Origin of the sequence: Arenimonas sp. (genome assembly GCF_035312645.1) — a bacterium.
In the GTDB taxonomy this organism is placed as follows: Bacteria; Pseudomonadota; Gammaproteobacteria; order Xanthomonadales; family Xanthomonadaceae; genus Arenimonas.
Genome location: NZ_DATGBO010000059.1, coordinates 1 through 8,069, shown reverse-complemented (window position 1 = coordinate 8,069; position 8,069 = coordinate 1). Strand labels below are relative to the sequence as shown.

The 8,069-nt window shown below is 62.7% G+C and carries 10 protein-coding genes; 2 read left to right on the top strand and 8 right to left on the bottom strand.

All coding sequences use genetic code 11. The features are described 5' to 3' along the window. Positions 1 to 118 precede the first annotated feature (118 nt). The 6 genes from VKM35_RS05375 to VKM35_RS05350 all read right to left on the bottom strand — a co-directional run bounded on the left by VKM35_RS05375 (position 119) and on the right by VKM35_RS05350 (position 4,337). Positions 119 to 919 (bottom strand): DNA-binding domain-containing protein, encoded by an 801-nt coding sequence (locus tag VKM35_RS05375; protein WP_324319142.1) that lies wholly within the window; start codon positions 917 to 919, stop codon positions 119 to 121. Beyond that, positions 916 to 1,749, bottom strand: a complete 834-nt coding sequence (locus VKM35_RS05370) for a DUF692 domain-containing protein (protein ID WP_324319140.1) — start codon at positions 1,747 to 1,749, stop codon at positions 916 to 918. The genes VKM35_RS05375 and VKM35_RS05370 overlap by 4 nt, the downstream gene beginning before the upstream one ends. Before the next feature lie 23 nt (positions 1,750 to 1,772). Next, entirely contained in the window at positions 1,773 to 2,108 is a 336-nt protein-coding gene (locus VKM35_RS05365) for a DUF2282 domain-containing protein (protein ID WP_324319138.1), read from the bottom strand. Positions 2,109 to 2,200: 92 nt separating this feature from the next. After that, complete coding sequence (locus VKM35_RS05360; protein ID WP_324319136.1) at positions 2,201 to 2,986, bottom strand: DNA-binding domain-containing protein; 786 nt, start codon at positions 2,984 to 2,986, stop codon at positions 2,201 to 2,203. After that, the gene (locus VKM35_RS05355) at positions 2,983 to 3,876 is read right to left on the bottom strand and encodes a DUF692 domain-containing protein (protein ID WP_324319134.1); all 894 of its coding nucleotides are present in this window, start codon (positions 3,874 to 3,876) and stop codon (positions 2,983 to 2,985) included. The genes VKM35_RS05360 and VKM35_RS05355 overlap by 4 nt, the downstream gene beginning before the upstream one ends. After that, a complete protein-coding gene (locus VKM35_RS05350) occupies positions 3,876 to 4,337 on the bottom strand; it encodes a hypothetical protein (RefSeq protein WP_324319132.1) in 462 nt (153 codons plus the stop codon). Before VKM35_RS05350 ends, VKM35_RS05355 begins: the two co-directional genes overlap by 1 nt. Before the next feature lie 107 nt (positions 4,338 to 4,444). Between VKM35_RS05350 and VKM35_RS05345 the strand changes: the two genes are divergently transcribed. Both VKM35_RS05345 and VKM35_RS05340 read left to right on the top strand, forming a co-directional pair. Then, positions 4,445 to 4,609: a hypothetical protein gene (locus tag VKM35_RS05345; RefSeq protein WP_324319130.1), complete on the top strand. Its 165-nt coding sequence runs from the start codon at positions 4,445 to 4,447 to the stop codon at positions 4,607 to 4,609. 114 nt (positions 4,610 to 4,723) lie between these two features. Continuing rightward, on the top strand, positions 4,724 to 5,020 hold the full coding sequence (locus VKM35_RS05340) for a hypothetical protein (protein ID WP_324319128.1): 297 nt from the start codon (positions 4,724 to 4,726) through the stop codon (positions 5,018 to 5,020). 629 nt (positions 5,021 to 5,649) lie between these two features. On the opposite strand, the gene VKM35_RS05335 is transcribed toward VKM35_RS05340, so the two are convergent. Beyond that, positions 5,650 to 6,912, bottom strand: coding sequence for a hypothetical protein (locus tag VKM35_RS05335; RefSeq protein WP_324319126.1), 1,263 nt, complete (start codon positions 6,910 to 6,912; stop codon positions 5,650 to 5,652). Further along, on the bottom strand, positions 6,899 to 8,069 hold a 1,171-nt coding region (locus VKM35_RS05330; protein ID WP_324319124.1), incomplete at its 5' end, for a hypothetical protein. The genes VKM35_RS05330 and VKM35_RS05335, both read right to left, overlap by 14 nt.

Sequence of the window (8,069 nt, the reverse complement as noted above, 5' to 3'; positions counted from 1 at the left end):
CCAGAAAGCCAGAAGGTACTCGCCATCGCCACCCGCGCCAGCATCGCGATCAGGTCATGCGAGCGACGCGCAAGCCAATCAAGCTTGGCCTCGGGATAGAGAAACCTTGATGGAGTGTTCATTGGAATTCCTTTCGGTTGTCGATGAATTCGATCGCCAGCCCGTAGCGGACAAGCAGGGAGAAAAGCGCGGTCGGGTCGGCATCGTGAGCGCCCGCGCGCGCATCGTTCATTGCCGTTTCCAGGCTTGCGCCGGCCATGAGGGCGTCGAGGAAATCGCAGGCACCGACGGGCAGCAGCACGACGACCACATCGAGCGCGGGGCGCGCGACCAGCGCCGCTTCCGGCCGTCGCGATTCGATGCCGCCGAGGTCGGCGGCGGACATGTCGGCCAATCCCTGGTGCGCAGCCCAGAGACTGTGGATGGCGTATCGCGAGCGCATCCAGCGCACCGACGGGTGCAGGCGGACACACGTGTGCCCGAGCCGTGCAGGTTCATTGCAAAGCACTTCGTAGTCTTCGCGCGCAGCCGAGGTCGCATCCGCCGCGTGGAACGCCTGCAGGCAAAGCCGTTCGAGTTGTGCCACCGGTGCGAGGAAAGGAACGGCAGCCGCTGCCGGGTACTCGGCAACGAAACGCGCAAAACCGTCGGAGTAGCCCGCAATCATCGGTGAGCGCGGCGGGTCGGCGAGTACGCGTTGCCGGGCCATGGTGCGGAAGAATGCATCTCCCACGATCGCCTGCGTCACCGGGAAGGCTTCTGCCATAGCATCGACCAGGCTGGCGACGAAGTTGTTGCGATGTATGGCCAATCGCGACGCATCGACGCCGTTGACCGGAAGCGCGCCCGCCTGCCCCGGCACCGACGGCGAATGACGCAGCCAGCCGGCGAAGGCAGCTTGCCTCGTGAAAGCGTTCAAACGGCCCTCGCATCGCGCAGGCAATCCTGCGCCCGCACGGCTTCCGAACGCAGCACGGCGTACGCAGGCACATCCGAATCCCACTCGATCAAGGTGGCGATGGGACCTGTCAACGCGAGCGCATCGCGATACAAGGCCCAGACAGCGTCATCGACCGGAGCTCCGTGATTGTCGATCAGCACGGGCTGGCCGGCGCCGTCGATCTCGCGTGAATGACCGGCAAGATGGATTTCCCGGACGGCGTGCAAGGGCAGCGCGCGGAGGTAGGCCCGGGGATCGCGACCGGTGTTGACGCAGCTGACGAAAACATTGTTGATGTCGAGCAGCAAGCCGCAGCCGGTGCGTTCGACCAGAGCCGCGAGGAATGCCGGCTCCTCCATCTCGCTTTCCGGAAGATCGAAATAGCGACTGGGATTTTCGATCAACAATTGCTGGCCCAGCGCCGCCTGCACCTGGTCGACGTGCTCGTCGACCCGATACAGGCTGGCCAGGTCGTAGGTCACGGGCAGCAGATCATTGAAGAATCTTCCATCGTGGGTTGACCAAGCCAGGTGTTCCGACACCGATGCCGGCTGATAGCGCCTGTGGAGCGCAACCAGCCGCGCCAGATGTTCGGCATCGGGCGGCTTGGCACCACCGAGCGACAGACCGACGCCATGCAACGACACGGGCATCGATTCGCGCAGCCGCGACAGCTGCGCGTGCGGCCGGCCGCCGGCGCCCATGTAGTTTTCCGCATGCACCTCGATGAAAGCGGGAGGGTCGCTGTCAGCGAGCAACGCATCGAAATGCTGGCCATGAAATCCGATGCCGGACAGGCTGCCGTTCATCACGATCTTCCGGACAAACCCGGTCAGCGCTTCATGCCCGGGATGACTTCCTTGAACGCGACCAGTTGTCCATGGCCCGTCGGCGATCGGGGCGACACGATCGTGGTGCAGGTTCCGCCCGGCACCTGTTTCCAGGAATTTCCAGCGAAGTCCTTCTTGCTCGATCCGGCACAACTGGTGCCGGGACCGGCGGCACAGCCGTTCTGGCCGGCCTTGGCGATGCCAAAGCATTTTTCTGCGGCGGTGTTCTTGGCCGCCGGACCATCGGCGGCAAACGCCGTGCTGGTGGCGAGCGCGGCCCCGAGGGCGACAGCGAGGGAAATCGAGGGGGCGAGCACTTTCTGGATACGGGACGACATCTGATTCTCCGGGAATGGGGGTGCGAGACGGTCGCGGCGTGAATCGCCGCGTGAACCACTCCCCCACTGATTCGTCCGGGAACGCGAAAAGGTTACGCCGGGCTCGCACACCATTCGGAAACCAGACCCTCGCCCGCCCAGCACGCCAGCTGCGCAACCGCGCGGGCCGGTACATCCGCCGCCGGATGCCACGTCAAAAGCAGTTCGCAGGCATCGGAAAAACTTCCGCCCGCGATGAAATGAGCGAGCAGCGCCGCTTCTTCGTCATCCAAAGAGCGGAACTGCGTTACCAGGGCGACATCCCGCCAACACAACCACGCCGACGCCGTCAGGTTCGCGCGTGGCGGTGTCTGTTCGTCCTTCAGCGCGATCCAGAGCGCGACAGCATTGCTGATCATCGCGAGGTGCCGGACGCTTGGCGCGAAACGCAGGCGCAATTCCGGCCAGACGGATGCAGGCAGATCCTGCAATTGCATCCAGGTAGCCAGTGGCGCAGCGGGCGCATCGAAGCAGTCGAGCAGACTGCGCTCGAAGCAGGCGAGCTCGGCTACCTCGGGATTCGCTTTGAACAATGGCTGCTGCGCGAGGAAATCCGGCAATGCATCGCCGAATTGCCGGAGCGAGCGATGCCGGGATGGGTGCGCATCGATGTAGACAGTGCAAAGTTCATCCCATGGCGCATCGCCGAGGTATCCGGAGAGCGCGACATGGTCCTTGCCGAGGACTTCGCGCAGTCGTGCCTGGTAGGCGTGGCTGTAGATGCGCATCCCCAAGCCGATGTCGATGCCGCCTTCCGCGCGCAAATCGGCGACAACGCGATCATCGGGTCGCGTCATCGATGCCATGAAGCGTCGCTGCAATCCGGCCAGGTCGTTCACGCCATCAGCCTCGCCGGTGCCAATGCGCGCGAATGGGCGATGCGTGCGAGCTCGAGTTCCGCGATGAGTTCGCGCAAGGGCGGCAAGTGATCATCGCGCTCGATCATGGTGCTGACCGGACCGAGCAGCCCGATGGCTTCCTCGTACAACGCCCACACCGCCGCGCCGATGGCATGGTCGTGGGTGTCGATGGCGTAGCTGCCATAGTCGGTATGCCCGGCAAGATGGATTTGCCAGACGTGATCGGCCGGCAACCCACGCAAATAGTTCGACGGATCGAAACCCTGGTTGCGGGCGCTGACCACGATGTTGTTGACGTCGAGCAATAGCCGGCAGCCACTGCGCAGGGCGACTTCACGCAGAAATTCCCATTCCGGCATGCTCGACTGCGAAAACTGCACGTAGGCACTGAGGTTCTCGAGAAGGATTTCGCGCCCGAGAAAATCCTGCACCTGCTGCACGCGAGCCACCACGTGGTCGACTGCTTCGATGCAATAGGGCAAGGGCAGCAGATCGTGGCTGTTGACGCCATCCACGCCGGTCCAGCACAAGTGATCCGAAATCCAGGCCGGTTCGATTTCCTGCGCGAGCCGCTTCAGCGCCGCAAGATAGCGCCAGTCCAGCGGATCGACGCTTCCGATCGACATCGAAACGCCGTGCAGGACGATGGGATAGTTCTCGCGCATCGCCGTCAGGTAGGCGCGCGGCTTGCCTCCCGCGACCATGAAGTTCTCGGTGTTGACCTCCAGCCAGTCGATCGCGGGCGCGCCCTGGAGCACGTCGTCGAAATATTCCGTTCGCAGGCCCAGGCCGAAACCAAGCCATGGACGGGGCGCCCGGGCCTCGACCCTGGCGCCCCGAACAGCCGGCACGGTTCCCGGAGGCAGCATCAGCCGACCGTACCGCCGACATTGCTGCACGTCGCCGCAGGCAGCGCCACAAAGCCCTTGCCCTTGCATTCGCCGTGGCCCTTGCAGGCATTGGTCGCGGTCTTGCAGTCGTTGTGGCCCTTGCAGACGTTCGCGCCCATGCAATGCACGAAATTCGTCGTCGCGACCGCGACCTTCACCTGCGGATCGATGACTTTGCCGCCGAGACTTGCGCAGGCTTTCGCGGGCGCGGCGACGAAACCCTGGCCTTTGCATGAGCCCTGACCTTTGCAGGCATTGGTCGCGGTCTTGCAGTCGTTGTGGCCCTTGCAGGAATTGACGCCAGCGCAATGGACCAGCTCCACGGAACCGCCGCTGGCTAACTTGGTCTTGGCAAGACCAGGCGCGGCGTGGCTGGCGAGGCCTGCAGCCATCACGGCCAGCGCGGCACCAGAGAGCCGATTGATGTTCTGGGTATTCATGTGCAACTCCTTCGAAGGGACGATGACGATCGGACGATCGTCAGAACCCTATTCGCCCGACGAAGGCGGATGGTTACGCGGGCCGGACGATGGCATCGCGATCGGCGATGCAACGACCCGGGAATCCCGATGAACCCGGCCAGATCAATGACGTCGGCAGCAGCAATCTGCAGCGCTATGGCGAAGCCATGCTGGCGGCACTGCGCGAGGTGCGGGCGGCCGACGGAAGAAGTGGAAATCATCGCGACGACTTTGCCGTCAGCACCTCATGACAAGCGTTCTCGCGACCGAGGGCGATCCGACACCTTTGGCGCATACGCGAAACAGTCGCAGCATTGAGGATGGCTCAAGGCGACATCCTCGCCGCGAACGGAACCTTCAATACCATGACCCGATATTTTTTCGCTGCGTTGCTGCTGCTGTCGCTATGCAGCTCTGCCCAGGCCGCTGGCGCGAAACGCGGCGAAGCGGTGGTCGAGCAATGCCGCCGCGGCAGCACGCAACCCGTGCATGAAGAAGGATTCGTGGCGATCGGCGGCATCGAGCAATGGGTCACCGTGAAGGGCGACAACTGCGCCAATCCGATCATCCTGTTCATCAGCGGCGGCCCCGGCAATCCACTCAGCCCCTACTCGGACGCGGTGTATGGCGCGTGGAGCAAGGACTTCACGCTGGTGCAGTGAGATCAGCGCGGCGCCGGCATGACCTACGGCCGCAGTCCGCCGACACCCGATGCGGTGCTGAGTGGATTGCCGGGGCCACCGCTGACAAAGTGAGGGAAACATCCGCTGCCGGCCGACGAGTTCGATCCGCCGGCAGGCGGGACTGGCGATTTATTCAAAGCGAATCGGTTGCCGGTGCTCTGGATTCGCACCAGACGCGATCTGCGCAGCAGCGAAAAGAAGCTCGGAAATTTGAGTTGCGATGGATTCGAACCATCGACCAAAAGATATGAGCCTTCTTGATGGCTCTTCTTGAATTCCGCGGGATGGTGATGGCGATGGATTCGAACCATCGACCAAAAGATGTGAGCCTTCTTGATGGCTCTTCTTGAATTCCGCGGGATGGTGGTGGATGCAGTCCAGGGTTAACTTCTCTCTGTGCCTTTTCCGTGGTTTCTGGGAAAAGAACTGGGTATTTCCCGAAAATCGGCTTTTTTCGGCAACTCCACAACCCGCACTACGCCTGAAATCGCCTGCCTGACGGACATTCCCTACCGGTCAATCAGGGAATGCACCGCGAATATTTTCCACTCATCAGGCCCTGTTCGCCTTCAAGCAAGTAGTTCGGCCGTCGCCAAATCTTCGTCGATTCAGCGACCGCCAGATTTCGCCGACAAGGCCTTCAACGCCGCCTGGAATTCGTTCGCGATGATTCGTGCGTCGTCGTAAGTTCGCTGCGGCGGCACCGCCACTTGGCTAACCTTCGGCACATCTCGGCGGCGGCCGCGCATCACCTTTGCGATTTCACGATTCAGGCTGTCGACATGCCCTTTCGGAGGCGCTTTTTCCGAAAGCCAGGCGACGACCAGTTGCGGACCGAAGCGCACCTGCATCGCATCGAATGCCGTGGGCGCGCCTTGTCCGTCGACGGGCGCCCGGAAGCCCTTTAGCAACCGGGGCATATCTTCGACCAATTGCCCCATGATCTTCCCGGCACCGCTTTGCGATTTGGCCTCGCCAATCGAGACGATGATGAACTCTGGGGGCGACTTGCGAAGATTGAGCAATCCGCGCAAGCGGTCCGTGACGAGTTGGCCACCGCTATCGCGGACATTGCGCAGCTCCAAATCCAGGATGCCCTGCGCCGGGCGATGCCGCATCACCAATGCCGCCACATCGGCCATGGTCTCCATGATTGGTGTCGGTGGCGGCGGGAAGTCGCCCACGCGCGGGATGGGCAGCTTGCCAACGTCGGCGGGAAGCGCTTGGGGCGTTACGTTCATCTCGCGCAGGGCAGCCGCCACGGCCTGCTCTTCGGCCGACTGGACGCCCGGTGCGTTGTGGAGTCCGATTTCCGATATGACACCAAAGATGTTGTATTGCTGTCCGGCATGACCATCGCGCTTCACCACTTGTCGCGACAGAACTCCGTACATGTACTGATACAGCTCGGGAAGCGTGAAGCCCAATCGTTTCGCCCCATCTTCCGACGCCTGCGTCATGACCTTCTCGGTTTTTCCCCGCACGGTCCGCGTGGCTTCGGCGAGCAGGCGGAACTCACTGGGAAAAGGCTCGAGCGACGTGGCAGATGCGCTCTCCGCTGCAACCGCCGTGGGACGCGGCAGCCTGCCGGGCACCGGGCCTTCGCCCAGCATGGCCCGCAAGGACTTGGCCTCCCCGCCACCTTTCGCGATTTGTCGCAGATTGGCAGCAAAGGCGGCTGCCTCAGCGGGATCGAGGCGCAATTTCTTCAAGGCCGTATCCAGCACCTTGCGAGATGCCTGGTCGCCACGTACATCGACCATCAATTTCCGCAGATCATCTGCGACGCGGACGCGCGCGCCCTTGACCAACGGGTCGCTGCGTCGCTTGCCAACGGATTTTCCTTTTGGCTTTGGATTATTGGTTGCCATCGGAGTCCGGGCCGGTGAGGGTGTCGACATCGGTAACCACTTGCATGGCCAACCCCAAGGACGGCAGGAATGTGTTGATGGCATGCGCTTGCACCAACGACAGCCCTGTCTCAGCGAGGATCTGACCTAGGATGTCGTCGGCGCGCGGCTTACTGGCCAGGGTCGTGCCGAAGGATGCTGCGTCGTCAGCCAGCAAGGCATCGAGTGCGGCTACGTCCATCACGGCATTGATCGAGGCGATCGCCACCAACTGGTTCATCGCATGGCCGTATAGCGAGTACAACGCAATCAGCTGGGTCACCCTCCCGATGGGGGGCACCAGCAAACCGATCAGGGACAGCGTCGCGACCCCTTTGTCGGTGTCGGCCATGGCACGCTCGGCCTTTGCAAGCCGGGCCGCGCGCACGAGGTCGCGGGCATCGGCGCTACGCAAGAAGCCGTTGAGTACTGCGACCGCAAACGCGGCCCGCATCACTTCGGCCTCGTCCCCACTTTCGTGTGCCGTCGACACGATGTCGGCGCGCACGCGCTCTAGCAACTGATCGGCCAGAAGTGGCTCCAAGGAACCGCTACGATCGTCACGCCCCGCCCAAACAGCGGCGCGAACTTCCGGCGTGTCCTGAAGATTGATGCGGAGGTCATCATTGATCGCGTACAGCGACCTGGCTAACGCATCACGCATCCGTTGGGAATTGCTGGATACTGGAATCCCGCCCAACATCATGTCGGCCGTGTCGAAATACTGCGCTATCTGGCCATAGATCACGTTGTCTTCGATCTCGCCTGTCGCACCCTTACGCTCGGACATGCACAACGCCAGCACGCCCGGAGCAATCCGATGCTGCGCGGTGGTCGCACGGAACATCTCCTGAAAGCGCTTCACTGCGTCTGGGAGTGAAGGCGGATCCGGTTGGCCCGACGTTGGCGGGCCACCGCCGGCCGCTTCGCCACCGGTATCTGCAGGAGCGCCTTCATTGGTCGTCGCGTACGGTGTCGAAGGCGCTTGCGCCGTCGACTTGTCAGCCGCACTCGCTGTCGCGACGGCCGAATACGCGGTGCTTAGTGCTTTGATCGCCGCCAGCAGGTCGGCGGCCGCACCAGGAATTTCGGCATCTCGCACTTCGTATTGCGTTTGGCTGGTGCCCGGCCCCCCTTCT

What these genes read in the sequence shown, in the direction of transcription:
- VKM35_RS05370 (WP_324319140.1), bottom strand. Translation starts at nt 1,749, where the DNA reads ATGAACGGCAGCCTGTCCGGCATCGGATTTCATGGCCAGCATTTCGAT.
- VKM35_RS05340 (WP_324319128.1), top strand. Translation starts at nt 4,724, where the DNA reads ATGACCCGATATTTTTTCGCTGCGTTGCTGCTGCTGTCGCTATGCAGC.
- VKM35_RS05355 (WP_324319134.1), bottom strand. Translation starts at nt 3,876, where the DNA reads ATGCTGCCTCCGGGAACCGTGCCGGCTGTTCGGGGCGCCAGGGTCGAG.
- VKM35_RS05335 (WP_324319126.1), bottom strand. Translation starts at nt 6,912, where the DNA reads ATGGCAACCAATAATCCAAAGCCAAAAGGAAAATCCGTTGGCAAGCGA.
- VKM35_RS05345 (WP_324319130.1), top strand. Translation starts at nt 4,445, where the DNA reads ATGCAACGACCCGGGAATCCCGATGAACCCGGCCAGATCAATGACGTC.
- VKM35_RS05350 (WP_324319132.1), bottom strand. Translation starts at nt 4,337, where the DNA reads ATGAATACCCAGAACATCAATCGGCTCTCTGGTGCCGCGCTGGCCGTG.
- VKM35_RS05365 (WP_324319138.1), bottom strand. Translation starts at nt 2,108, where the DNA reads ATGTCGTCCCGTATCCAGAAAGTGCTCGCCCCCTCGATTTCCCTCGCT.